The sequence below is a fragment of the Shewanella sp. UCD-FRSSP16_17 genome (assembly GCF_001675935.1).
Classification (GTDB): Bacteria; Pseudomonadota; Gammaproteobacteria; order Enterobacterales; family Shewanellaceae; genus Shewanella; species Shewanella japonica.
This window is the reverse complement of record NZ_LZFV01000001.1, coordinates 1044074-1068945: the sequence shown is the minus strand read 5'-3', so window position 1 is coordinate 1068945 and position 24872 is coordinate 1044074. Positions and strand designations below refer to the sequence as shown.

The 24872-nt window shown below is 39.9% G+C and carries 21 protein-coding genes; 13 read left to right on the top strand and 8 right to left on the bottom strand.

The window, feature by feature from the left end; translation table 11 throughout:
- Positions 1-2: 2 nt before the first annotated feature.
- The 4 genes from A9267_RS04485 to A9267_RS04470 form a co-directional block, all read right to left on the bottom strand.
- A complete protein-coding gene (locus tag A9267_RS04485; RefSeq protein WP_231919045.1) occupies positions 3-1172 on the bottom strand; it encodes an SO2930 family diheme c-type cytochrome in 1170 nt (389 codons plus the stop codon).
- A gap of 195 nt (positions 1173-1367) precedes the next feature.
- On the bottom strand, positions 1368-4016 hold the full coding sequence (locus A9267_RS04480) for a parallel beta-helix domain-containing protein (protein WP_065108357.1): 2649 nt from the start codon (positions 4014-4016) through the stop codon (positions 1368-1370).
- Between the two features lie 283 nt (positions 4017-4299).
- Complete coding sequence (locus tag A9267_RS04475; protein WP_065108356.1) at positions 4300-5367, bottom strand: DUF3083 family protein; 1068 nt, start codon at positions 5365-5367, stop codon at positions 4300-4302.
- Positions 5368-5552: 185 nt separating this feature from the next.
- On the bottom strand, positions 5553-6134 hold the full coding sequence (locus tag A9267_RS04470) for an arylesterase (protein WP_065108355.1): 582 nt from the start codon (positions 6132-6134) through the stop codon (positions 5553-5555).
- 49 nt (positions 6135-6183) lie between these two features.
- Between A9267_RS04470 and A9267_RS04465 the strand changes: the two genes are divergently transcribed.
- From A9267_RS04465 to A9267_RS04455, 3 genes are all read left to right on the top strand, one after another.
- A complete protein-coding gene (locus A9267_RS04465; RefSeq protein WP_065108354.1) occupies positions 6184-6942 on the top strand; it encodes an ABC transporter ATP-binding protein in 759 nt (252 codons plus the stop codon).
- Positions 6942-9425, top strand: coding sequence for an ABC transporter permease (locus A9267_RS04460; protein ID WP_065108353.1), 2484 nt, complete (start codon positions 6942-6944; stop codon positions 9423-9425). The genes A9267_RS04465 and A9267_RS04460 overlap by 1 nt, the downstream gene beginning before the upstream one ends.
- A 122-nt stretch (positions 9426-9547) precedes the next feature.
- A complete protein-coding gene (locus A9267_RS04455; protein ID WP_082972202.1) occupies positions 9548-10426 on the top strand; it encodes a LysR family transcriptional regulator in 879 nt (292 codons plus the stop codon).
- 21 nt (positions 10427-10447) lie between these two features.
- Here the strand turns inward: A9267_RS04455 and A9267_RS04450 are convergent, their stop codons facing one another.
- Positions 10448-11353 (bottom strand): TIGR01777 family oxidoreductase, encoded by a 906-nt coding sequence (locus A9267_RS04450; RefSeq protein WP_065108352.1) that lies wholly within the window; start codon positions 11351-11353, stop codon positions 10448-10450.
- A gap of 422 nt (positions 11354-11775) precedes the next feature.
- On the opposite strand from A9267_RS04450, the gene A9267_RS04445 reads away from it, so the two are divergent.
- The 9 genes from A9267_RS04445 to A9267_RS04405 all read left to right on the top strand — a co-directional run bounded on the left by A9267_RS04445 (position 11776) and on the right by A9267_RS04405 (position 21139).
- On the top strand, positions 11776-12879 hold the full coding sequence (locus A9267_RS04445) for an AI-2E family transporter (protein WP_065108351.1): 1104 nt from the start codon (positions 11776-11778) through the stop codon (positions 12877-12879).
- Between the two features lie 97 nt (positions 12880-12976).
- The gene (locus A9267_RS04440; protein WP_065108350.1) at positions 12977-13906 is read left to right on the top strand and encodes a class I SAM-dependent methyltransferase; all 930 of its coding nucleotides are present in this window, start codon (positions 12977-12979) and stop codon (positions 13904-13906) included.
- Positions 13907-14361: 455 nt separating this feature from the next.
- The gene (locus tag A9267_RS04435; protein ID WP_055023843.1) at positions 14362-14520 is read left to right on the top strand and encodes a periplasmic nitrate reductase, NapE protein; all 159 of its coding nucleotides are present in this window, start codon (positions 14362-14364) and stop codon (positions 14518-14520) included.
- Between the two features lie 40 nt (positions 14521-14560).
- Complete coding sequence (locus A9267_RS04430) at positions 14561-14821, top strand: chaperone NapD (RefSeq protein ID WP_055023842.1); 261 nt, start codon at positions 14561-14563, stop codon at positions 14819-14821.
- Between the two features lie 2 nt (positions 14822-14823).
- Positions 14824-17313, top strand: coding sequence for a nitrate reductase catalytic subunit NapA (gene napA / locus A9267_RS04425; protein ID WP_065108466.1), 2490 nt, complete (start codon positions 14824-14826; stop codon positions 17311-17313).
- 11 nt (positions 17314-17324) lie between these two features.
- Entirely contained in the window at positions 17325-17801 is a 477-nt protein-coding gene (locus tag A9267_RS04420) for a nitrate reductase cytochrome c-type subunit (RefSeq protein WP_055023841.1), read from the top strand.
- 8 nt (positions 17802-17809) lie between these two features.
- The gene (locus A9267_RS04415; RefSeq protein WP_055023840.1) at positions 17810-18409 is read left to right on the top strand and encodes a cytochrome c3 family protein; all 600 of its coding nucleotides are present in this window, start codon (positions 17810-17812) and stop codon (positions 18407-18409) included.
- Positions 18410-18579: 170 nt separating this feature from the next.
- Entirely contained in the window at positions 18580-20424 is a 1845-nt protein-coding gene (locus tag A9267_RS04410) for an ABC transporter substrate-binding protein (RefSeq protein ID WP_156669093.1), read from the top strand.
- Positions 20414-21139, top strand: coding sequence for a substrate-binding periplasmic protein (locus A9267_RS04405; RefSeq protein ID WP_065108349.1), 726 nt, complete (start codon positions 20414-20416; stop codon positions 21137-21139). The genes A9267_RS04410 and A9267_RS04405 overlap by 11 nt, the downstream gene beginning before the upstream one ends.
- 26 nt (positions 21140-21165) lie before the next feature.
- Here the strand turns inward: A9267_RS04405 and A9267_RS04400 are convergent, their stop codons facing one another.
- On the bottom strand, positions 21166-21567 hold the full coding sequence (locus A9267_RS04400) for a hypothetical protein (RefSeq protein ID WP_055023837.1): 402 nt from the start codon (positions 21565-21567) through the stop codon (positions 21166-21168).
- A 444-nt stretch (positions 21568-22011) separates the two neighbouring features.
- Between A9267_RS04400 and A9267_RS04395 the strand changes: the two genes are divergently transcribed.
- The gene (locus A9267_RS04395) at positions 22012-22317 is read left to right on the top strand and encodes a hypothetical protein (protein ID WP_055023836.1); all 306 of its coding nucleotides are present in this window, start codon (positions 22012-22014) and stop codon (positions 22315-22317) included.
- A gap of 12 nt (positions 22318-22329) precedes the next feature.
- Here A9267_RS04395 and A9267_RS04390 read toward each other — a convergent pair whose 3' ends face one another.
- The gene (locus A9267_RS04390) at positions 22330-23352 is read right to left on the bottom strand and encodes a D-alanine--D-alanine ligase (RefSeq protein WP_065108348.1); all 1023 of its coding nucleotides are present in this window, start codon (positions 23350-23352) and stop codon (positions 22330-22332) included.
- 223 nt (positions 23353-23575) lie between these two features.
- Positions 23576-24661, bottom strand: coding sequence for an acyltransferase family protein (locus tag A9267_RS04385; protein WP_065108347.1), 1086 nt, complete (start codon positions 24659-24661; stop codon positions 23576-23578).
- Positions 24662-24872 lie beyond the last annotated feature (211 nt).

Below are 24872 nucleotides of genomic sequence, written 5' to 3'. Positions count from 1 at the left end.
TTTTACTCACAAAGCCCAATGGTCGGCGACATACTATCTATCCAACGTTTGATTAACTCTGTTCCCTCGGTATGAATGATTTCTCTTCCTATTGGTGGCATCCTATCTTTTGGCGCATTTAAGCGCTGGCGATAATGAACAATTGAGCGCTCTCCATTTCCGGGAACAATATCGTAAGCCAAACCATTTGGCCCACCATCCCAGCCTGGAGGTTGCTTACATACACCGTATTCGAATGAAGTATGGTCGACGCTATAATTCAGTCTTAAACCAGAAATACTGGCAAAGCCGCCCTCGTGATGACAATGAGCACAATTGATATCTAAATAACCTTTGGCACGATTTGTTAAAGAGGCGGAACTATCATGCAAAGGGTAAGACTTATCGACTGTGTCGAGTGCCGGCATACTACTGAGTAACTCTTTTTCAACCCATAAGATTAATTGATTTTGTATACCCGTTTGTGTTGCTATTTCTCGGTTGAGTAAGTGAGCTTTAAGACCGATAGGACGAATAATACTGGTGTCCATATGTGTTGTTTGATGACAAATTTTACACTCAACTTTACTGGGGATAGCGTAGTCAAAGCTAATGGACTCACCTTGATTATTGAGGGTATGTGCCACTTTAGCGCCTGCAATAATTAATTCAGCTTTATCATTGGCCTGCCATTGGTAAGCAAGGGCAGTCCAGCCTGTTTCTCGGTGGATTAATAGTCTTGTTTCGATTAACTTTTCGTTATCTTCGCCTGTTGCTTGTGTATCAAAAGGCAAAGCGAATGTTTTAACTAACACGCTGCCTATTGGCAAATCAAAAACCTGCTCTGGCATGTAAGTTAATTGCAGGTTGTCAGGTACGAATAGGAAACGGTATTTACTGGCATAATTGGAGAATAATTCCGTTGATAATTGATATGCTATTCCAGGTTCTGTCGGTGATTGAGTGGGGATACTGGGGTCGGTAAACAAGCCGTAATCACTTAATTGAGGGCAGTCTTTAGCCATTAACGCCGCCCAATTGACCTCAGTACTGGTTTGCAAACACACATCATTAGAATCATCTGGCTGAGCGGGAGTCGTTGGTGTTGTATCTGGGAGTGATGGGGTTGTTGAGCTGGTATCTGTGTCACTTGAGTTTGAGCCGCCACATGCAATTAATGTGAAAGCGGTCATTATGATTAACAGCTTTATGAATAATTTTTTCTGAATGAATAAAGGACAATGCGGCATCGAGAGTATCCTAGTGTTAGCGGTGGCTTGAATTGGATGTTGCTGGTTCAATGTTGCTGGTTTAATGCAGTGGGTTAATAAATTGCGGATGAAAAGAAGAGGATGAAACTCGCTCATCCTCTATAGATTACTGCTAGTCTAAGAACAAGACGCAGCAGGTAGTCGCTTGATCCATTCGCTAATAAGTGCCACACCTTCATCATGGGACAAGCTACGACCAATTTCTGGCATTCTATCACCTGGGTCATTGGTCTCCATACGGAAGTGCAAGATACTCTCTTCAGGCTTACCTGGCACAACATCATAGCCTAAACTGCCACCGCCATAGGCAACAGGAGACTTACACGTGCCGTGCGAGAAACCTGCGTCATCGTCATAACTTCTCCAATACTCTAATTTAAGACCTGTATTAGATGCATTACCTTCGGGGCGATGACAATGCGCACAGTTAATATCTAAGTAACCTTTGGCTGCTGCCATGAGTTCAGTATCTGACATTGATGCAATATTTAATTCATCGCCATCTTGATATTCTGGAACTTTATCTACATCGGCTAAGTTAGGTACCCCTTGTAATATTCCTGCTGCTTGCCATTTAGATAGTTGGTTCATGACGCCATCACTGTAGGTATAATCACGATTTAAGTGACGAGCTTTTGGACCAATAGGCATGAACACCGCATTACTGTCGGCATCAGGTTTGAATTGGTGGCATTGCTTACATTGATTCATGCTTGGTACTACATAATCAAAGTTTAACATTTCTCCATTATGCGTGACTTGCTTACCTTGGATAGCACCAGCTTTTGCCAACATGGCATCAGATTTATCGGCTTTCCATACATAAGGTAGGGCGCTCCAACCTGTTTCGCGATGGATAAGCAAACGGGTTTCAATCACGTCTTCATTCGCAAAGCCGCGGTTATTGGTGTTTTGCGGTAAGGCAAACGTTTTACTGATGACTGTCCCTACAGGGAAGTCAAAAGACTCATTCTCTGTGTAATCGGCTTTGGTGCCATCAGGTAAATATACAAAGCGATATTTAGTGGCATGGTCAGTAAATAAAGGCGTGTTAAGATCGTACGGTAAACCGTTCGAGTTTGGCGACGCTGTTGGGTTGGTCATATCTGCAAATAAGTTGTAGTCCGATAACTTAGGGCAGTTAGCTTTTAGTAAAGCATCCCAGCTGACGTTATCACCAGATGCAGTACATAGGCTCAGATCCCCATCGCCTTCAAGGCCACCTTCACCTTCGCCAATAGAGCCGCCTCCACCGATTAAGTTTCCGCCATCACAGCCTTCAGTATCATCATCCACACCACAACCAAATATTTCATCGCCGAAAGTCACAGTGTGAACCGGTAGACTGATTTGGGCACAATTCATTAAGTCAGTTTGTGTTTTTTCATATAAGACGTCAGCGATGTTCATGTCTGTATTACTATTGGCAAATAACCGTCCTAAACTGACATCACCATTATTTTGGGCACAGACATTATCGCTTCCATCAGGGTTGAATGGCGTTTCTTGTAGCCCTAGGTATGCAGCGGTGCCATTATTTGACAACATTTCACCCAAACCATCATATAAAATACCCGGTAATGCGCCATGGGTTAGTACATAAGCTTTGATAATGTCTTCAATTAAATAACCTTTTGGTTTTTGGCCATAATCTGTGATGACATTGTCATGGATTGAAATATTTCGAGGAGTAGGGCGCCAACCATCATCAATGGCTTGGCCCGGTTGACCGTAATTTCCGACAAAGGTACTGATATCGGGCTCGGCAATGAAAAAGCTTGAAATGGTGAGACCAACAGTGTCGTGGTTAGTGATTTCGTTATTGAAAATTTCGACATCATCGGTGGACAACACAATCACCCCTGTGCCGGGTGGTACGATATGAACACCAGCTGGATTAGAGGATGCATTAGCAAAGTTTAAGGTATTATTATCGTATACTTTGTTGTTAAAAATACGAACACTTGACCCATAGCGGTGGTTATTAATTGGTAGATCAAATACTAAAATACCGCCTGTGTTGCCCATAGCTTCATTGTCATAAACATCAGCATATTTTGAGTTTTCAATTTCAATACCGGCAACGTTTTCTTTTGCTATGTTTCGACGGACAACGATGTACTGTGATTGCCCGACATAAATACCGGCATCGGCACTACCTCGTACATAAGTGTCTTCGATTAAAATGTTTTCACACTCAACAGGGTAAAGGCCATAAGCACCATTTCCCTCATCTAACTCACCTTCCCATACTGTTGCAAGGCGACGTAAAATTATGCCGTTGGTATTTTTGAGTTTAATACCGTTATTTTTTGCTTCATTTACTGATAAGTCTTGAATAATGATGTTGACGGCATTTTGAACGAATATGCCATCACCCGAATTGGCTTCTGAAAAATCTAAAACGGTTTCGTCTTGCCCATAGCCCATGATGGTAATGTTTTTAGCAAAACTGCCATCGCCGTCGACATCACCATCAAACAATAATGTTGATTCTATTTTAAAATTACCTTTTGGAAGGACAATGACATCGTTACTCTGGGCATTAATTAAGGCTTCTTGAATACTGATGGTGAGATTATCACCTGCTTCAACCATTATTGCCCCTTCTGGGAAAGTGGGGCCTGTTTCTGCTGGAGGCTGAACTACGGGTGGGGTTTCGGTAACGGTTGGTTCATCATCATCTGAACCGCAACCACTTAGGTTTAGCGTAACGGCTGTTGCTACAAGGGTAGGTACCAGCCAAGGCATTTTCTTGTTGAACATAGCATCTCCTGCTTTTTATTATGTCTTCCTACTCCTATCTGTTCCGCCGATGGAGTGGATACGATTAGATTCGTATGACTCCAACATGCCTTGTTTGTTATTTGTTAATCAATGTGAGATCTGGCCACATTTTTATAACATATGTTTTTTGGTTCTATGAATGACTTGTTGTGAAAATGGATTATTCAACAAAAACGACAGCCAATGCTGTCGTTTTAAATAATTTACTAATTAGCTTACTTTTAAGTTAGATAGCAGCAATCAGCAATTAAGGTTGCCGATATTACGCTTTATAACTTAAATGCTGATGGAAGCGAACAATCACATCAATGTGTTCTTTATCCATATCAAATTGATTGGTGAACTGACGAATCGCATCTTGAACTTGATTCATAAAGCGGCCATAGCCTTCATCTTTTTGGTCTTCTTTAGCTGCGACAATAACAAAGCGGATAGCTTCGGCAAGCTTAGTGTCATCCCAATGGCAAATAGGGTCTGGTGCTGCATTACTTGGGTCAAAGCCAACCATTTGGAATTCTGTAGTGCTGTTTAGCTGCTCGTATTTACTGTTTCTGACGAGAGGCACTTTACCATTAGCGACCATGGCAACACGGTTTAATTTATTATCGCTGGTTGCTTTGATGAAGTGGTCAGCAACACGTTGATATTTTTCACCAAAGCTAGTCGCATTTTCTGCTGCTAATTGCTTTTTGATTCGACGTCCCATTGGTAAGCTGACCGTGACGTAGTTAAGCGCGCTAACCGACTCAGGTAGGTTACACTCACGGCGTTTATAGCGACTATCTACAGCACGTAGTTTGTAAGCATAGGATTCTTTTAAGCCTTTTGCTTTGGCAAAAAAATCATAAGAGATGTGCTGGTGGTCTCGTATTTTTGTTGGTACACCTTGAACTGGTAATAGCGGCTTGATCTCAGCTAAAAATTGCTGAACTTTAGCGTGGAACTCAGCTGAATGACTACGTAATTCGGTACCTGTTGCAAGAAAAACCACTTTTAGCTTTTTAGCTCGGTAACCAGGCAAAGTATGAAGACGATTTGCTTCATGATGTGCAGGGTTGTAGAAAAAGCGTAATTGCTCTTCTGTTGTTAAGCAATAAGCCTCACTGTGAAAACGCACCATAGGGAGTTTATCGCTTGCAACCACATGAACATTAAACAGTTCATATTTATCAGCGACTTGAAAAACCAATTTACTAAACTCTTGATAGCAATTAGTTAAATCACTATATGACGCTAATAATTCATCAGTTAGGGTAAAGCCAACAGTAATATATTGATTTTTACGGGTGGCGGTCGGTAAATACACTTTCTTTTGACGACTGACGGACATAATGTTTCCTTTTAGCCATAGGGTGTTACCAATTTGGATGACAAGCAAAGTAAGTGCTTTGCATCATTGGTATTTATAACGTTTTAAACAAATCCATTTAACATCCAGTTTAATCATTAAAGCTTAAAATAAAATTACTTTTTTAGACTTTTTAAGTGATTTTGAATGAAATATTTTAACCTTTGTTACTTTTTAAGTGCATTAATGATCCAGGGTTGCATCCATTGCGTAATTCGAGGTTGAGCTTCAACATTTGGATGAATGCCATCACGTTGCATTAAGTCAGGGTTTGGTGCTATTTCTAACATGAAAAAAGGCACTAATTCGATATCGAATTCATCAGCTAATTGATGATAGACATCATTGAACATGCTGGTATATCTTGGACCGTAATTAGGTGGCACCATAATCTCTGTTAATAAAACCTTTGCCCCGTTATCTTGAGACAACTCAATGATTTTTGTAAGATTTGATTTCAGTTTATTTGGAGGGAAACCTCGAAGGCCATCATTGCCTCCAAGCTCTACGACAACAAGGTCAAATGCGCTAGAGTCCAGTAAGCTTGGGAGTCTACGCAAACCGCCTGCGGTGGTTTCTCCGCTAACTGAGCCGTTAATAATGTCATGTTCAGGGTATTGTTTACGTAACAATTGTACCCAACCTTGATCTTCCGACATGCCATAACCTGCGCTTAGACTATCACCTAAGATTAAAATCGTGGCAGCATAGCTAGAAGTTGAAATAAACATTGTTGAAACAACAACCATTAACGCCGCAGAACGCAGGCGTTTAGCCGATAAAAATAAGAAGGATCGTATGTCGACTACTTTTGCAAATAATTCCAGTGCCATTAACGTTACTAACCTCAAAAAAACAGTGGTGACCCAAGAGGGAGAGCTTACTATCCTCAATGGCATTAATATGGATGTCAAGCAAGGTGACAGTATTGCGATTCTCGGCCCATCAGGTTCAGGGAAATCAACCTTATTAGGTTTGCTTGCAGCGCTTGATACACCTACATCTGGAGAAATACTCCTTGATGGACAGGCGTTGTCGGGATTAAACGAAGAACAAAAAGCGGCACTTAGAAAACAAAAAGTCAGCTTTATTTTCCAGTCTTTCATGTTAGTCGACACACTCACAGCGTTAGAAAATGTCATGCTACCAGCAGAACTTGCTGGCGTGACTCAAGCTCGTGAAAAAGCCGAGCAGATGCTCGAGCGGGTAGGGCTTTCTCATCGTTTGACACATTTACCAAAACAATTATCTGGCGGTGAGCAACAACGTGTAGCGATCGCTCGTGCGTTTATTTGTGAGCCCAAAGTATTATTTGCAGATGAGCCGACAGGAAACCTGGATAGTGCTAATGGCGACAAAATCGCAGACATGTTATTTGCCTTAAACCAAGAAAGTGATACCACGCTGGTACTAGTGACTCATGATTTGGAGTTAGCCAAGCGTTGTAAGCGACAATTAGTGATGGAAAGCGGTCATTTATCAGAACCAAATGCTGAGTCAGATACCTCTGGGAGCCATGTTAATCATGCTGACGAGATTTCTGAGGAGGTTAGCTAATGGAATTACAATTAGCTTGGCGCTTATTTAAACGAGAATTGATGCAAGGGCAACTAGTACTCATTGTATTGGCGATAACCTTGGCCGTGTTATCGGTGAGCGGTTTAGCAAGAGTCAGTGAGCGTTTACAAGTCGCTATTAATGGTGAAGCGGCTAATTTTATTGCTGCAGATCGTATTATTGATTCTCCTGTGCCTCTGTCTGAGCAAGTGCTCAACATGGCTGAATCACTGAATATTCAACATGTGACAAACATGAAATTCAACTCGATGGTGTATTCGGGTGATAATTTTCAACTGGTGACAATTAAAGCGGTGGGTGACGGGTATCCATTGCGTGGAGAAATAGAATTATCATCAGGCGTTACCCAAGGACTGCCAAAGACTGGTGAAGCATGGTATGAAAATAGATTAGGTGGCTTATTGGGCTATCCGACCACACTGGAGCTGGGTAATACTGAACTTAATTTATCTGCCGAAATCAGCCGATTACCCGATGCTGGCTTTAATCCCTTTGCCTCTTCACCAGTGCTGTTAATGCGTTTAGATGATGTTGAAGCTACTGGTATTATTCAACCTGGTAGCCGTGTCAGTTATGTATACCAATTTTCTGGTGAGGCCGCGGCGTTAACCCAATTTGAAACCCAAGCTAAACCACTGCTGAATAACAGTCAGCGCTGGACTGATGTGCAATCTGGGGATTCACCTATTGCATCAGCCGTTAAACGTGCTGAGCGATTTTTATTATTAGCGAGTTTATTAGGTATTGCGCTTGCCTGTGCAGCTATTGGTATTGCTGCACAGCGTTATTGCCAACGTCATTATGACGTTGTTGCGATGCTAAAAACGTTTGGCGCATCTGCAAAGCAAATTCGAATGCTGTTTGGTGCCCATCTATTGCTGGTTACTGTAGTGGGGATCGTATTAGGGTTAATTGGTGGCGTAATGTTAGATTTAGCCATCAATCAATTCTTGCCTGCTGAAATTGCTGCTTACTCTCCCCCCTATTCAAGACCCTTGTTACTTGGCGTGAGTACCGGATTGATCAGCGCATTTATGTTCTCTGCCTACCCATTAATGCGACTATTAGCCATTCCACCTTTACGGGTGCTTCAGCGTCAATTAGAAGGGTTACAATTTGGCATGTGGCTCCACTTGCTATTGAGCCTTGGTGCGATGGCCTTACTGGGATATTTATATTCAAAAAGCATTGCGTTAACTATGACCGTAGTGCTGGCGGTATTACTTTTAGGTGTGTTACTCAGTGTGCTTGGATTTGTGATGATCCGTTTAGGCCATAGTGTTGGTATGAAAACCACCAACCCGTTTCAGTTAGCACTTGCAGGCCTTAGACGTCGAGCAAGACAAAATGCGGTTCAATTAGTCGGTTTTAGTAGTGCGCTTGTTTTGTTATTAACAATTTTGGCTCTCAGACAAGATTTGTTAAATGAATGGCAAAAGCAGTTGCCTGAAAATGCACCTAATTACTTTTTGGTCAATATTGCTCCTGAAGACACTAAACCATTGGATGATTTTTTAACAACGCACAATATTAATGCAACTGATATTTATCCTGTGATCCGTGGCCGTTTAACCCATATCAACGATGAGGAACTGATTTCTCGTCAAGAAGAGAAAGACGGAGTTGAAGGACGTGTTGGGATTTCACGTGAACTGAACCTGACGTATCGTGAAACACTTCCGCCTAATAATGAAATCATTGAAGGGACGTTTAACCAAGCTGATGATGAGGTGTCAGTTGAGGCCGAAGTTGCTGAACGCCTAGGTTTATCCCTTGGTGACACTATGACTTATACGATTGATAATCAAGAGTTTAGTGTTAAGGTCGCCAGTTTTAGGCAAGTGCAATGGGAAACTTTACAGCCAAATTTCTTTATGATTTTCAGGCCTAAAGCCTTAGAGCCGTTTTCTTATACTTCTATGGCAAGTTTTCATCTTAATGATGAAGATTTGCAAGCGAATGGCAGTGAATTAACGGCGAATGGAGTCGTGCTGCAATTAATCCAGCAATTCCCTACGATATCAGTGATTGATGTCGGGGCTATGGTGGGGCAGTTACGTCAAATCATTGAGCAAGTGTCGCTATCCTTATCTTTAGTGCTTGCGTTAGTATTATTGGCAAGTGCCTTGGTGCTAATCGCGCAAACAGAAGCGGGAATGGCCACTAGACAGCGTGAATTAGCGGTGTTAAGAACATTTGGTGCATCTGGATGGTTACTGCGCTCTGCAACCGGTTTGGAGTTTGCCTTATTGGGCGCAATAGCGGGTATATTGGCGGTGATTGTTGCTGAATTCACCCTTTATATGCTTAAAACACAAGTTTTTGAATTAGTTGTATACATGCACTGGCCTTGGTGGGCAATTGCACCTTTATCCGGTGCAGCTGTGGTTGCCACTTTAGGTATGTGGCGTTGTAGGCAGCTATTGAATCGCTCGTGCAGTGATTTACTAAAAGCGGGCTGATGTCCCTTTTATTCTTATGCACGTTAATTTTAAGGAGAGCTGATGCTCTCCTTTTTTAATGATTATGGTATCTTAATAGCTTAAGGCAATAGACAATGCCGGTAATGTTTAATGGAATCATCATGATAAATCAAAAATGGTTAACAACGTTTTTAAAGTTAGCCGAAACAGGTCACTTTACACAAACTGCTGACAAATTGTTTATGACTCAACCTGGTGTTAGTCAGCATATTCAGAAGTTAGAAAATCAACTTAATACGCAGTTGATCCAACGTTTTGGTAAACGTTTCGAACTCACCGATGCCGGAATGCAATTGCAGAAATATGGTGAACAGCTATTAAAGCAACAAGAGCAATTATTAAGTGATATACAGCTTGATTCAGCATTTATCGGGGAGTGCAGGTTTGCTTGTTCAGGCTCACTAGCCATGTGGCTTTATCCAGACTTTATTGATTACCAGTTATTACATCCTCAACTACATGTTTCCATTGAAGCTGCGCCGAATAAACGCATTGTTGAACAAGTGCTAAACAATGACATAGAAATTGGCATCGTTACTCAATTTGTGTCAAATCCAGAGCTTGAAGTCACGCCAGTTGGGTTTGAGAAGTTGCTCATGGTGTTACCTAAGTCTGTTGATGCCGATGACTTATCTTTTGAGACGTTATTATCATTAGGCTTGGTTTCACATCCAGATGCTAAGCATTATTTACAGCAAGTGATGAGCTGTAATTTTGATGATTATTCAGCAGATGATATACCGTTAACCAGTTATGTTAATCAGTTAAATCAAATATTGATGCCTATAACAAAAGGGCTAGGGTTTACTGTATTACCTGAATTTGCAGTAAACAGTGTTTATGAGCAAGGTAATATTACCGTGGCTAATTTACCAAAGGTCGTAAAAGAGCCTTTATTTATGATCCGCAAAAAACACCGACCACAACCCAAAAGGTATGACTGGTTTATTAATAGAATTAAAACCTTGGTAAAAAGCTAAAGCATAACTGTTTTACAAGGATTATGTTTTAAGGATGGAATCTAAAGCAGGGTTAATATCAGGGTACTGATAATGAAAACCACTTTCTAATGTCCTTTTAGGTATCACAAATTGGCCTTCAACAATTAAGTCTGCCATTTCACCCATGGCCAATCTTAAAGCCAAAACCGGTGTTGGGATTATTGCGGGTCTGCCTAAACTCTGGCCGATAGAGTGTGCAAATTGTTTATGGCTTATAGGGTTTGGTGCAGTGGCATTAAACACCCCTTTGGCTGATTTCGTCGACATGAAATGCCATATCAGTGCAGTTAAGTCATCGATATGGATCCAGCTTACACCATGTACTCCTTTACCAATTGGCCCCCCCAGCCCAAGTTTAAATGGCGGTAGCATTTTGGCTAAGGCCCCACCGTTTTTGCCCAAGACGATACCTATTCTAAGGACACAAACTCGAGTTGATTCAGATTGTGCTTGTAAGGCTAAATGTTCCCATTCATTGCACACTTGGTGGCTAAACTCGTCGTGAGCTTTGCTATGCTCATCAACAGCCGTTGAACCTTGCCTGCCATAATAGCCAATCGCTGATGCACTAATGAAACATTCTGGTGGCGTATCACTTTGTTTAATGAGATGACTTAGTTTAGCGGTAATATTCCAGCGACTATTACAAATTTGTTGTTTTTGCTGGTGGCTCCAACGCTTACCGACAATGGGCTCACCGGCAAGATTAATGACACAATCAAATTCATTTAGATGTTGAAGGCTGTCTAGGTTATTGAGGTATTGGTGGTTGTTGCCTAATATGTTTTTAGCATTTTGACTGTTTCGGGTAATAATGGTGAGCTGATGGGATTCAGAACTTTGGCTCAATAGTTTCACTAATTGTTGCCCAACAAACCCTGTTGCTCCAGTCATTAATATGTTCATATACTCACCATTACTTGTCGTGTAGATTTACATTGATAGTTAACTAATCTGTTATTCAGGCTATAGTTAATTTAGCGCAAAAAAAGCAGACCTCATAGATATTTACGACTTTATCAAGCTCCTAGATCAAACATATTTTCATTGAATATTTAGCTTTGGTACAGCTTGAGTTTGATAATCTATTTTTATCCATTGGATTAATTAGCTTTCATTTATTCATATCCTGATAAAGCATAATGAGTATAATGCTAAGTAATTATAATTAAGCCAGTTTACTGGTTAAACCTTATTCAATTAAGCTGTGTTATTGATTTTGAACGAGATGGAACTAAGCATTATTTTCATGTTTAGTCGTTTTTGTAGCGCAGCAAACTGATGATCCAACTTCACCATCAATACTGACAATAGAAAGGATTTACATTATGAGTGGCGGTAACTCTTCATCAATGGCATTGCGCGGCTTTGCTGTTATGGCTTGCCTCGTGGTCATTTTAGCAGGCATAAAAACAGCTAGTCCTATTGTGGTTCCGTTTGTACTGTCGGCATTTTTAGCGGTAATTTGTAATCCAGCAATCAACTTTATGACGCAATATAAAGTGCCTAAATGGCTTTCGGTCATTTTATTAATGATATTTATTGTATTAATGGGGTTGTGGTTAGCCAGCTTAGTCGGCAGTTCGATAAATGAATTCTCAAATCAAATGCCGATGTACCGTCAACAACTTATTGAGCAGTTTTCATGGGTACTTGAAAAACTTAATGCGTTAAATATCAATATTTCAAAAGATAAAGTGCTGGAGTATTTTGATCCAGGTATGGCATTAAGCATGACAACGAATATGCTGTCAGGGCTTGGTAATGTTATGGCTAACTTATTCTTAATTATTTTGACCGTTATCTTTATGTTGTTTGAAGCACAGTCATTACCGAAGAAGTTTCATTTAGCGGTTGATGATCCAGATATGCGCTTAAAACAGATTGATAAGTTCCTGCATTCAGTTAATCAGTATATGGTCATCAAAACCTTAGTCAGTATTGGCACCGGTATTATTGTTGGTATTGGTTTAAGCATTATCGGCGTTGATTACGCGTTATTGTGGGCAGTGCTGGCTTTTCTATTAAATTACATTCCAAATATCGGCTCAATCATTGCTGCTATTCCTGCAGTGTTACTCGCCTTTATCCAAATCGGCCCAGGTGCTGCTGGGATGACAGCTTTACTATATTTGGGCACGAATACCATTATGGGTAATGTGGTTGAACCTCGCTTTATGGGGCGTGGTTTAGGCTTATCAACTTTAGTGGTTTTCTTGTCATTGATATTCTGGGGGTGGCTATTAGGCTCAGTCGGTATGTTGCTGTCCGTTCCACTGACCATGATTGTAAAAATCGCACTTGAGTCGAGTGAAAGTGGCAAATGGTTTGCTATTTTATTATCCGATGTTGATTCAGACGAAGATAATCCGCCGCAAATTGATATTGACTCATCAGATAAGCTTACATCCGAGCCAATTGATAAAGCATAAAGCCTTACTTTTTAGGTAGAGACCGGACTTTAAAGGCAATGCGTATGCGAATAATACGTGTTGCATCTAAATACAGTAAAAGAAATTAATAGTGATAATGAAGATAAATTCAGTAGAAGACTTTCCGCTTACTCAAGCGTTAGCACAAGTGCAACTTAGCGATGAGTTATGCCGTATTTTTCACGGCAGAGGTGGCCGTTTTGAAGGTCTAGAGCACTTATGCTTAGATTGGTTTAACCCTGTTTTATTGTTAACTAGCTTTAAAGAGTTAAATGAAACTGACCGTAATGAGCTAATTGAGTGTATTACTCTGGTATGGCAGAAATATCATAGTGATCTTGCGTTTAATTTAGTATTTCAATATCGCAACGCTGGCCAAACGATAACGGAAGTTGTCGCAGGTAAAGTGCCAGAAAAACATGTTGTCACTGAAAATGGTGCTCAATTTTTAGTGCATTTATTAAGAGGCCAAAATCACGGAATCTTCCTTGATATGGCTAACGGACGACGCTGGGTAAAGACACAAAGTAAAGATAAAAAAGTATTGAATTTATTTGCATATACTTGTGCTTTTTCTGTTGTGGCTTTACAGGGGGGAGCGACTGACGTTGTTAATATGGACATGAGTAAAGGTGCTTTAAGTATTGGTAAACAGAATCATTTATTGAATGGTTTTGATTCGGGGGCACGTTACTTAGGTCATGACATTTTTAGATCGTGGGGAAAACTGACTAAATTAGGCCCTTATGATTTAATTATTGCAGATCCGCCAAGTAATCAAAAAGGCAGTTTTGTAGCAACTAAAGATTATGTAAGGCTTTTACGCCGTTTACCTGAACTGCTAGCCAAAAACGGCGAAGTATTGCTTTGTTTGAATGCGCCTGAATTAGGATGCGATTTTTTAATGGAGCAAGTATCTGAAACGGCGCCTTCATTACAATTTATCGAGCGTCTAGATAACCCGACTATTTTTGCTGATATTGATGAGCAAAAATCCCTTAAAGTTTTACGCTATAAATTAGTGTAAACGGACTTTGATTAATGACAATTGAATATTCATTCAGTTGTCATTGATTCTTTTGTATTCATTTATGCTGATTAAAGCACCTTCAAATCTTTTTACGTGATGTAAATATCATTATCTGAATGCCTTTCACCTGTCATTTTAATTACATCGAAATACTATTAACAAGTTGATAACTTTATGTGTAGCAGCTATATATACTAAAGTGCTAAACAATGTGTAAAACGTAAACTGGCATTTAACAACGCTAACATCATCTTTCCGTTTAATTATTTTGGTCAATATAAACCTATGCAGGTCAATGTTTGGTGAATTTTATGATCTAGATCAACTTAAATTCGTTTTACCAATTTGTGAGTATATAGTTTAGTCATTGATTAAAGATAAAATTCTTCCGAATCATGATCAGTAACAACTAGGTTACATATCTTTCATTTGAAACCTCTGCTGGAGGCTCCATGAGTACAGATCCACAAAGCGAAAAAAGCTTAGAGTTGAAAATCTTTATTTTCCTAACGGTTTTTTTAGCGCCTATTTTATCGGCACTTTTAGTCAGTGCACTTGGCTTTACCATTTGGTTTAGTCAAATCCTTTCAGGCCCGCCAGGTGCCGGTTAGTCTTTAATTAATAACAAAAAATAATAGAGAATGAGTGCTAATGAGCAAAAAAGAAATCCATGTAACCAGTTTGATTGTGCAAGTTCAACCAGAGCAAATGGCTGAAGTTCGCCAAAAAATTATGGCGATGGAAAATGCTGAATTGTCAGTAAACAATGAGATGAAAATTGTCGTGGTAATTGAAGGACCGACTCAGCGTTCTTTAATGGATGATATCTCGACCATTAACGCAATCCCTGGTGTGTTAAGTGCCACTATGGTTTATCACCAAAGCGAAGAGCTAGAAGAGGGTGAAGAATGAGTATGAACAGACGTGAGTTTATGAAAGCCAATGCCGCGATTGCCGCTGCTGGCGTTGCTGGAATGGCTTTACCTGCGACAGCAAGTAATTTAATAACGAGTTCTGAGCAAACAAAGTTAGAGTGGAATAAAGCGCCATGTCGTTTTTGTGGTACGGGCTGTTCAGTCATTGTTGCTACTAGAGACGGTAAGGTGGTTGCTACTCATGGTGATGCTAAAAGTGAAGTTAACCGTGGTTTAAACTGTATTAAAGGTTATTTTTTATCGAAAATTATGTATGGCCGCGATCGTCTGCAGACGCCAATGCTGCGTATGACAAATGGTCAATATGATAAGAATGGCGAGTTCACACCAGTAAGCTGGGATACCGCTTTCGATACCATGGCTGAAAAATGGAAAAAAACCATTAAAGCTAAAGGGCCTACTGCTGTTGGTATGTTCGGTTCAGGTCAGTGGACTGTTTGGGAAGGTTATGCTGCAGTTAAACTGATGAAAGCGGGCTTTGGTTCAAATAACATCGACCCTAACGCGCGCCACTGTATGGCATCTGCTGTAGGTGGTTTCATGCGTACCTTTGGTATTGATGAGCCAATGGGCTGCTACGATGATATGGAAGCGGCTGATGCATTCGTATTATGGGGCTCAAACATGGCTGAGATGCATCCTATTCTCTGGACTCGTGTGACAGATAGACGTCTAAGCGCTCCCCATGTGAAAGTTGCTGTTCTATCTACCTTTGAGCATAGATCATTTGATTTAGCTGATTTGCCTATTGTGTTTACTCCGCAAACCGATTTGGCCATTCTTAACTTTGTTGCTAATTACATTATTCAAAACGGCAAAGTGAACCAAGACTTTATCAATAAACACGTTAATTTCCGTAAAGGTGAAACGGATATTGGTTATGGTCTACGTGCATCTCATCCACTGCAAAAGAAAGCTAAAAACGTCGATACTGCAGGTGATTCAACTCCAATTGATTTTGCAGAGTTTGCTAAGTTTGTTGCAGATTATGATGTTGAAAGTGTCAGTAAGCTATCCGGTGTGCCAGAGCACAAGTTGATTGAGCTTGCCGAGCTGTATGCCGACCCTAAAAAGAAGGTTACATCATTCTGGACCATGGGCTTTAACCAACATACTCGTGGTGTGTGGTGTAATAACTTAATCTACAACATTCACTTACTGGTCGGAAAAATTTCAACCCCAGGTAACAGTCCTTTCTCGTTGACTGGTCAACCTTCTGCGTGTGGTACTGCACGTGAAGTGGGTACTTTCTCACATCGTTTACCTGCTGACATGGTGGTCACAAATCCTAAGCATCGTAAACTTGCTGAAGACATTTGGAATATTCCAAGCGGGATTATTCCGCCTAAACCTGGCTATCACGCAGTTGAGCAAAATCGTCGTCTTAAAGATGGTGATTTAAATTGCTACTGGGTGCAAGTGAACAACAACATGCAGGCTGCAGCCAACATGAACGAGGAAGGGCTACCAGGTTATCGTAATCCTGAAAACTTCATCGTTGTATCGGATGCTTATCCAACTGTGACAACCCAAGCAGCTGATTTGATATTACCTTCAGCGATGTGGGTTGAAAAAGAAGGTGCTTACGGTAACGCTGAACGACGTACTCAGTTTTGGCATCAAATGGTACAAGCACCGGGTGAGTCGATGTCTGACTTATGGCAGTTAATGGAGTTCTCAAAACGCTTTACGACTGATGAAGTATGGTCAAATGACGTACTTGCTGCTAACCCTCAATATAAGGGTAAAACATTGTTCGAAGTCTTGTTCCAAAATGGCAATGTTGAGAAGTTCCCATTAAGCGATACCGATCCTAAATACATGAACAATGAAGCAAAACATTTTGGTTTCTATGTTCAAAAAGGCTTGTTTGAAGAATACGCTGAATTTGGTCGTGGTCATGGACATGATTTAGCTGACTTTGATCGTTATCACGAAGAGCATGGTTTACGTTGGCCTGTTGTTGACGGCAAAGAAACCAAATGGCGTTATCGTGAAGGTGCGGATCCCTATGTTAAGGCAGGTAAAGGGTTCGAGTTTTATGGTAAGCCTGATGGCAAAGCTATTATCTTTGCATTACCTTATGAGCCCGCACCAGAGATGCCAGATGAAGAGTTTGATATTTGGCTATCGACCGGTCGTGTTTTAGAGCATTGGCATTCAGGCTCTATGACTCAGCGTGTCCCTGAACTTTACAAAGCCTTCCCTGATGCAGTGTGTTTTATGCATCCTGATGATGCTAAGAAGCGTGGGTTACGTCGAGGTGATGAAGTTAAAGTGATTTCTCGCCGTGGTGAAATTAAGACTCGTGTTGAAACCAGAGGTCGTAATAAGCCACCAATGGGCTTAGTGTTTGTTCCTTGGTTTGATGCTAGCCAGCTCATTAATAAAGTAACGCTTGATGCGACAGATCCATTGTCAAAGCAAACAGACTTTAAGAAATGTGCGGTTAAGATTGTCAAAGCTTAAGGAGAATGACCATGAAAACACGTAACGTTTTATCAGTAATTGTCTTGTTGGGTCTTTCTTTTAGCTCATTAGCTGAAACTGCACCAATACCAGAAGATAAAGTTGCTACTTTGCGCCTTGCCCCAATTGATGTTGAGCCAACACCTCCTGCTATGCAGAAGGTGATTAACTCTGATGTTAAGCAGGTGCGTAATTACCCAATGCAACCTCCGATCATTCCACATCGTATTGACGGTTACCAGATTGATTTGAAGGTCAACAAATGTATGCAATGTCATGCTAGGAATAGCACAGGACATTCCCAAGCACCTATGGTGAGTGTGACGCATTACATGGATAGAGAAAATAACTTCTTGGCATCTTTATCGCCTCGTCGTTACTACTGTACCCAGTGTCATGTATCGCAATTAGATGCCAAGTTATTGGTAGAAAATGATTTCATTGATGTAAAACATTTAATGAAAAACGCTGCTAAGAACGAGCACTAGGAGCAAGTATGATTGCAAAACTACTAGAAAATCTTAAAGTGATTTGGAAGGTTATTCGCCGTCCAAGTGTTCACTATAGTCTTGGTTTTCTGACTCTTGGTGGCTTCGTTGCTGGTGTTATTTTCTGGGGTGGTTTTAATACGGCGTTATCGGTATCAAATACTGAAGCTTTCTGTATTAGCTGCCATGAAATGGAAAATAACGTCTATGAAGAGTTGAAAACAACCATTCATTTCACTAACCGTAGTGGTGTACGTGCGACGTGCCCTGACTGTCACGTCCCTCATAACTGGACGGATAAAATTGCCCGTAAAATGCAGGCTTCTAAGGAAGTTTGGGGTAAAGTTTTTGGTACGATAAACACTCGGGAAAAATTTGAAGCTAAGCGAAGAGAGCTAGCTGAGCATGAATGGGATCGTTTAAAAGCTAACGATTCACTAGAGTGTCGTAACTGTCATAACTTTGATTATATGGACTTTACTCGTCAGTCTAAGCGTGCGTCAGCAATGCATTCGACGTCATTAGCCAGTGGTGAAAAAACCTGTATTGATTGTCATAAAGGGATTGCTCACCAATTGCCTGACATGGCTGGAGTTGAAGGGTTTTAATGATTATTTGATTTGAATAAATCATTAAATTCACTAATAAAGGTCAGCATATGCTGGCCTTTTTATTTGGTTAACGTATATTAAATATATTAATGATTCAGTTGTAATTGCAGTCGTAGTTGTAGTTAATCACACCTTCTATTTTTGACATCAATAACTGAAGAGGAAGCATGCAAAGAAACATTTCTCGATCCTCCTTTAAATGGTTAATTAGCCTGTTGGGTTTATTAGCTCTGATGTCAATTACCCCTTTGTATGCTGAGTCTCAAGTAAACCTATTAGCGTTAATTGAGGGGACAGAAGAAAAACCTGTTACCCCTGTTGTACTTCAGACTGACTTATCTGAGCTAACAAGCAATACTGCCAGTAGTCATGTTGCAAATGACACGCTGAACTTTAAATCTCTCACTTGGCTCGAATCTGAGTTTCAACCATCAACATTATCAATCGAACAGCAAAAACGAGAATTATTGTGGTTTAGAGATACTGCTGCGCCGTTTAAGGGCAAGACAATACGTGTCATCTCAGAACGTATTAAAACTCATCAATATGAATCTAACGTATTAGCAAAAGCGTTTTATGACATTACGGGTATTCATGTCATCCATGAGTTAACTAATGAAGATGACGTGATTAAGAAGCTATCAGCTCAGCTAATGACTGGTCAGCGTTTGTATGATGCCTATATCAGTGACAGTGACTTAATTGGTAGTCATTTCCGACAGCAAAATATTAAGTCTGTCACTGAATTAATGAACGATCACGCTGCGAAGTATACTCTGCCGACTCTTGCACTGAATGATTTCATAGGGCTGGCATTTACCACAGGCCCTGATGGTAAAATTTATCAATTACCAGATCAGCAGTTTGCCAACTTATATTGGTACCGCAGTGACTGGTTTGCAGATCCAACTTATCAAGCATTATTCGAATCCAAATACGGTTATAAATTGGGTGTTCCACAAAATTGGCAGGCCTATGAAGATATTGCTCATTTTTTTACCCATGATATTCATTCTATTGATGGAGTGAAGGTTTATGGCCACATGGATTACGGTAAATCAGATCCATCTCTAGGTTGGCGTATGTCGGATGCGTGGCTTTCTATGGCAGGGGTGGGTGATAAAGGCCTGCCTAATGGATTACCTGTGGATGAGTGGGGGATCAGAGTTGAAGATTGCCATCCAGTTGGTGCAAGTATTGAACGAGGTGGCGCCCTAAATAGCCCAGCAGCTATTTATGCGGTCGAAAAATACAAAGATTGGTTAATAGAGTATGCACCACCTGAAGCGCAGCAATTGACGTTTTCAGAATCTGGAGATTGGGCGGCAAAAGGCAATATTGCTCAACAAATATTTTGGTACACCGCATTTGTATCTGATTTCACCCAAGCTGGTTTACCTGTGATGAATCAAGATGGCACGCCCAAATGGCGAGTTGCACCATCACCGGTAGGGCAGTATTGGCAACAAGGTATGAAGTCTGGCTATCAAGATACCGGAGCTTGGACATTTTTAAATCATACACCAAAAGAGCAACAACTTGCGGCGTGGTTATATGCGCAATTTGTTGTATCTAAAACGGTATCATTAAGAAAAACAATTGTTGGGTCAACACCAATCCGTCAATCGGATATTGATTCTGATTATATGACTGATAAGGCAAAGTATTTAGGCGGGCTCGTTGAGTTTTATCGTAGTCAAGCACGCAATGTGTGGACTCCTACGGGAACCAATGTACCTGATTATCCTGGGATGGCAGGTTACTGGTGGCAAGCCGTAAGCCACATTTTGACGGGCGAAGTCAGTGTTGCCCAAGGCATGAATAACTTAGCTGAAAAAATTGATGAGCATCTTATTAAGCTCCAATCAAGCAAGATGACATGTGGTCCTAAAGTGAACCCTAAAGTTTCACCTTCTTTCTGGCTAAATCAACCAGGCTCCCCGAAACCAGTCAAGGAAACGTCAGTAAAAGGTAAAACCTTACCGTTTGAGGAGGCAATCAATGTTTGGTAGAAAAACATGGGTTTTACTTTCATTATTGTTCTGTTTTCCTAAATGGGTCGAGGCAGAAGAGATTACCATTTATACCTATCAACACTTACCTTATGCAGAGCAAACCGATACTACTCATAAAGGTATGATTATAGAAATCATTGATGAATTATTCTCTCGGGCAGATATTGACTATAAGATTATTTTTAATCCTTTGAAAAGAGGATTGACCATGACGTCACGCAGCCAAGGTGTTTGTGTGTTACCCATTGATAGAACCCAGCAAAGAGAGAGTGAGTTTCGCTGGGTAGGACCAATATTAATTTCACGTTACGGTTTGTTTAGTGCCAAGGATAAATCCTTACCATTAATTACCTTACAAGATGCAAAATCCTATTCAATTGGCACCTTTTTAGGAAGTGGGATTGGAGAATACTTAACGTCTTTTGAATATCAAGTACAACTGACCAACGATGATAATCTCAATATTAAAAAGCTACAAAGAGATAGGATTCAACTTTGGGCATCTGAAATCATTAGTGCCAAAACCATTATGGATCAATCTAAAGTGCAATTGGGTGAGCCTGAATTGATTTTTTATACTGCACTGAGAGCTATGGCGTGTAATCGAGAATTAGAAGAGTCAAAGCATGATGCATTAGTTGAGGCTCTGAATTCAATGTATCAAGATGGTTTTATGGTGAGGATTAATGAAGCCTACGGTGCTTCCTTGTAGGTAGGCTAATACAATATTTTAAAGTTTTAGCGATTATATGTATAAGTAGATTTTCCAAAGTTTGCCATTAATTGCTGATGAAGGTTAACTTTTCTAACAGGTACTAGTAATAGCTCATGGTTTTGCTCAACAACTTCCATAGGTTGTATGGATAACTTTAATTTATCTGAATTACTTTCTGGTGAAAAAGAAATCTTATTACCTATGTTTGACCAAGTTCCTTGTGAATAACTTGTAACTCCAGCCACTCCTTCTATAGTAGATTCGTAGCGACCATTCTCATGTAAAATCAGGTTAGTTTGGTTGCCGAAACCATCATCGTTGAAGTATTGTCCAGCGACATTAGAAGTTGCGATATCACTGAAATGGTTATTAGAGCTGCATCCTGCTAGAGCCAACAACATAATCACACAGAGTTGTTTGAGCATTTGTTTATTCCTATTAATGTAATCTTATGTTTAATAATATGCTTTGAATGTGAAAATTTTACTACTAAAGTAGCAACCTCAATAATCTTATTACAGTACGTTTAAATCAACCCTTTTAGTCATTAATTTGACAATAATGTGATAATTGACGCAGATATATGACCAGTAATTACATAAATCAAAATTTTTAAAGGCCTATTATTAATAAATAACAATGGGATATCGGATGAATTGGTTGAACATTTCGGCATTAACCCATTAAGCGTAGTGTCACTGAACTTGAAATGATTGAGCACTAAAGTATTACTCTCATGTCCTTTTAGTCTATAAATTGTCTGCTTTCAAAACAACATTTCCATAACAAACTATACTTTGACTATTCAGCTAGCTCTCAACGGATGAGATATCCGCTGAAATATATTTGGGCTTTGTTTGGAGGTGACTATGTCGATGGTAAGTTCTAAAGACTTTGCTAATTGGCTTAAATTACAATTTGAGCAGTTGGAAACTGGGGTGAGTTTAACCCGTGAAGATATTAATCAATTAACTGGGAGACAAAATTTTTCTTTGGTGTTTGTTCACGATATACATTATGAGTTAATGCAGCATGGCATCGCCTTTGTGACTGATACCTATAGAGAACATTTTTACATGGTGAAAGTTCAAGAGAACCCATGGCGTGATGAATTGGAAAATGCTGGCCAACAGCAAACATTCTCCAATATTATTTCGATTAATATGTCCCGGTAACAGTTAATCAAATTAACGAATGGTATTAAGAGATGTTAACTGTGTTTCAATATTGCCAACGAGATAGTCGGTAAAGTTTTCACCATGATTTTGCATCATTTTTGGAAACATTGAGATGGGTGTAGAACCAGGGAAGGTATTAATTTCATTTAATAAAATTTCACCGTCATCCGTTAAGAAGAAGTCAATTCTCGACAAATGACGTAACTTCATACCTGTAAATGCTTTTAAGGCGTATTCTCTGATCTTATCGATATTTTGTTGTGATAAATTTCCTGCAACTACATCAGTTCGAGCTTTGCTTGAAGCATTGTATTTTTCATCGAAAGTATAAAAAGTATTGTCGGCGCAAATAATTTCGCCTGGTAACGTGGCGATGACGTTACCTTGATATTCATATACTGCGACTTCTAACTCACGCGCTATGATGGTTTTTTCAACCACAACTGAAGGTGCAAAACTAAATGCATCTTTTAACACTTGTGCTATTTGCTCTTGGCTATCGACTTTGTAACACCCAACAGATGAGCCTTGGGAAGCTGCTTTTACAAACACTGAGCCCCATTTAGATAGTGCTGCTTGGGTTTGCTCAATAGCTGATTGATTATAGTCATTCAAAAAAATGTAAGGCGTGTTCGGGATGCCCAGTGCACTAAACCACATTTTGGCGGTGATTTTATTAAAACAATTACTCGATGCTTCTGACTCACAACCAAAGTAAGGTAATTGAATTAAGTTAAAATAAGATTGAATATCGCCTGTTTCACCAGGGAAACCATGAATACAAGGAATGACGTAATCCACTACCCATGGCGCTTTGACATCATTATCAAATCGTACTTCACGCCGATTAGTTAATTCACAACTATGACCTTCACTATCAAAATAATGACCCTTGCTATCTAACTCAACTCTTAACAGATTGATTTTATTAGATTGCAATAATGACGATTCAAAAAAGTTAGCCGATAACACAGATACATCATGTTCAGCGCTGCCACCACCGCAAATAAGGAGAACGTTAAAAGTCGTCATAATGCCTCGTGAAGAAAAAAGTCGTTACCAGTTTAATAGGTTCATGATAATGAACTGGCAAGGTTCAACGCAAGAAAGGTTTGTGGTAACTGCTTATCTATTCATCAATAAGCATTATTAATTTTTAATCAAACTAATACGTTAAGCAAATTTACATAAAAAAGCCTTATTACTGTGAATAAGGCTTTATGTTTTTAAGCGATTATTGTCGGTTTATATAGTATTACCAACCAATTAAGTAACGACTTTTTTTGCTGAGCACCTTTTTAAGGGCAACAGCAATAAAATAAGAAATGAAGATAACGCCCATGGTCACAATCAAGGTTGTGAGAATGTTTCCTTGTCCATTAAAACCAAATAAGTCGGGACTTTCGTAAATCATCCACCAAGGTGTTGTGAGCCAAGGGTGAATAAAGTAAATCGCAAAACTGACTTCGGCGAGTTTTTGCAGTGGCTTAATACTGATATGTTCAAATTTATTTAAAATCGCCAAAATGACTAAGGTAAGTAGTATTTTTTGCGGCAACATTAAGTCCGGCACAGTGAACTCAAACGCGGCTTTATTTAATACCCCAGCGCCAAACCAGTAGGCTTGACCGACAGCAAGCAAGATGGCTAATACCAACATCACTAACCAGTATTTATCGATAAACGGAAATAGCTTATCTCGGTGTGCCGATCCCCAAACACCAAACAGATATACAGGTAAAAAGTAAAACAACGACTGAATTGCATTAAGGTTCGATTCGGGTCGATGAATAATCATCGCAATAATAAAGAGGGGAATCGCGACGATTAACAAATGCTGACGTTTAATCAAATGCATCACCCAAGGTGAAAGCGCAAATAGCATCATTCCCATAGGGATATACCAATAAGCAGTTAACGTTCTGCCTGTTATAACGTACCAACTTGCTGCTACGGCAGGTTTGTCTATATCGGCATATAAAACATGCAAAGCAGGATCTGTTCCTGCAGTTATGTGCCAAATAATCCAAGGTAAAGATAAAAGTAGATAAGGAACAAATACAAACTTGGTCTTGCTCTTCATGTATTTTTTATAGTCCCAGCGATGGTAAAACACGTGATGAAACAAAAAGCCTGAGATAAAGACAAAAAAGACTGTGCCATTCATCATCAAGTTGAAGCATGCTTTATCCGCTAAAGTCTCTAATTGCCAACCTGCGGGGCGGTAACAATGTGCCATCACAATAAAAATAATCGCAATCCCGCGAAAATGATTAATGCTGTTTAAAAAGCCTTTTTTCTCCGCAGGGTTAACCTTAGGTGTTGCAGCATTAGTTTCCATATTAAGCCTTGATATTATTGTAATTAACTATCGCCCTCGACTGTATTCCTATTGTGCTTATATTGTTAATAAATGACAACATGCTTTCCCATTCTGTTTGAAGTAACTTTGTCTAACAACAAAATGTACTGATTAATTGACGTTTACGTTAGACCTTTGTCGACAATGTGTGGGTTTTATATTGAGTTTACAATCTAATAAGACTATATTG